The sequence below is a fragment of the Paenibacillus sabuli genome, from assembly GCF_014705605.1.
GTDB classification, from domain to species: Bacteria; Bacillota; Bacilli; order Paenibacillales; family Paenibacillaceae; genus Paenibacillus_D; species Paenibacillus_D sabuli.
The window spans coordinates 1-2214 of the sequence record NZ_JACXIZ010000094.1 but is presented as its reverse complement, the minus strand read 5'-3'; the positions used below and the strand labels follow the sequence as shown (position 1 = coordinate 2214).

Below are 2214 nucleotides of genomic sequence, written 5' to 3'. Positions count from 1 at the left end.
ATATGATTCCATCCGCTCCCCGCTTGATTCTCTGAATCTAGCATACACCATAATTCGCCATTTTCAGAGTCTCAAGGGTGCGGAATGTGAGAAATAACATTCCGTTGGGACCTCTCCTTGACGAAGGAGAACGGTTCCTTTCTTATATTCCTCCACTTGAATCTCACTCGCAATCACTTGTTGCTCATCTTCACTAAATGAAGTGTATTTCGTCAAATATTTGATCAAGATGTCTTTCATCCCGGCCCCCTCTTTCTCCTCAGCAATTATACCACACCAATAACAACAGACCCGACCATTCCTACCATTCGCTTCTAAAAACTCTGCGCCGTCACTCCCGCTACAGGGTCGAAGGTTAACATTTTCGTCCCGTAATGGCGGCACCGGGAAAATGGATTAGAGCTTGCTCCATGACCTGAATACTCATGAGATCCAGATGGTTGGCAGGCTCGTCCAAGACGATAACCGCAGCACCCGATAGAAGACACTTGGCAAGCGCCACTCGAGCCTTCTGTCCGTCGGACAGATTGCCAATCATTTTGCTCAGATCCGCCTCCGTGAATTGCAGCATGGCTAGGTAAGCTAACCCGTACGGATCAACTTCTCGTCCGTCGTCCTGCTCCGCATTCACGAAATAAAGAGCCTGAACTTTTTCAGTATCAGACTCATCATTTCTCACTTAACTGACTTACAGCTTATCAAATTCCACTCCGTATTTATTGAAGATGGCTTTGTATTTATTTTCGAATATGGTCCATCGATTTTCTGTTCCGTACTTTTCCTTCAACGCCTCAAAATAATGTTTAGCCGCAGCCGCATCATTGGATTGCAACAGCAAATGAAAGCTCTCTTCGCCCAGATGTAAAAATGGACCCGATGTGTAGTAATCAACAATCGATCTGGCGCTGGTCATAGTCCCATAAAACTGTATAGCCTCTTCTAATCCATTTAGCAGCGTTAACCTTAAATCATCCCTACTCGTTTCAGGAGTGATCGAAAATCGATCTGGAACCGAACTAACAATCTGCCCTATCCTTGCTCGGAAATGACAATCCACTTCTTGAGGCGCCGTCAAAACCTCTTTTGATTGTATTCGTGCCAGCTCCGCCGCATAAATACCACAGTTCACATAAAACCCTACATTGTCCGCTGAATTGCCGGCAGATTTTTGAAAATTGAACATATAGATAAGGCCTTCGGCTGGTTTGCTGAAATTCAGACTCTTCTTTGCAAAGCCATGCTTGGAAAGGAACGGCTTGACGTCCTGCTTAATCAGATCGTTAAAAAGCTGCTGCAACATAATCCCCCCGCCCTCCCACTATAAAGTAATGTTTTCGCCTGTTTTCTCGCTCATTCTCAAGATTTCAACTTTGACAGCTTTAGAGACGCTGGTGGAGAATGAAGTCTCACCACGATTTTCTGTAAGGGCGTAGGCGGGAACAGAGCTTAGGATCGTTTGGATTCCAAAACTGTGGATAATGGATATGATCGCACAATGGATCTCCACATTCACCCTTGGGGTTTACCCTCCCATGTCACGCTGGGTCTGTGCCCTTACATTCCTTCGTTCTGCCTCTCAAGGGGTGGATGCCGATTCTCGCTCCTTTACAGGGTCGTTGCCCTTACGGTGTGTAGTTCGTCGGCTTCTCCGGTGCTTCCGTTGTCTAGTTGTTCTCCTTGTGAATCATCGAGATTGTAGGTAGTTGCTTCCTTGATATTAAGCAGCCAATTGTTGTAACTGTGCTTGCCGAACGGGGCCAACAACATCAATAGCGTTATACTCGCGTTGCTTTGTCCCCAGCGTATACAGAACTCGAATGAGTTTTCCACACAACGCGATGAGCGACTGTTTCTTCTTGAGCGGGTTCTGACCTCGTGTCGTGAAATAGCGGTGTAGCGCTTTAAACTCTGGATTCTTGGCTACCATCGGCATGATCGCCCGGAACAGCAGCGCCCGCAGGCGTGACCGCCCTCGCTTGGTTATGCCTGTCTGGCCTTTACGTATTCCGGAGCTGTTCTCCATGAGATTCAGCCCGGCCAGACGAATGATTTGTTGACCATGATCGTAGGTATTCAGGTCACCGACTTCCGCCAGAAATCCGGCGACGGTGAGGATGCCGATCCCCGGTATGGTCAGCATTTCTGTCGTTCCCGGGATCCCCTCCAGAATCTCCTCCACCTGAGTCATAATGGCTTCAAGCTGCTCGTTAAACA

At 47.6% G+C, this 2214-nt stretch carries 3 protein-coding genes and 1 pseudogene; all 4 read right to left on the bottom strand.

The window, feature by feature from the left end; translation table 11 throughout:
* Positions 1 to 90: 90 nt before the first annotated feature.
* Positions 91 to 240, bottom strand: a pseudogene (locus IDH44_RS26900) (Crp/Fnr family transcriptional regulator); the annotation flags it as partial.
* Between the two features lie 115 nt (positions 241 to 355).
* The gene (locus IDH44_RS27300; protein ID WP_317890266.1) at positions 356 to 679 is read right to left on the bottom strand and encodes an ATP-binding cassette domain-containing protein; all 324 of its coding nucleotides are present in this window, start codon (positions 677 to 679) and stop codon (positions 356 to 358) included.
* Between the two features lie 9 nt (positions 680 to 688).
* Entirely contained in the window at positions 689 to 1300 is a 612-nt protein-coding gene (locus IDH44_RS26210) for a DUF4304 domain-containing protein (protein ID WP_190921774.1), read from the bottom strand.
* Between the two features lie 417 nt (positions 1301 to 1717).
* Positions 1718 to 2214, bottom strand: a 497-nt coding sequence (locus IDH44_RS26205) for a transposase (protein WP_190921773.1), incomplete at its 5' end; no start/stop codon positions are given.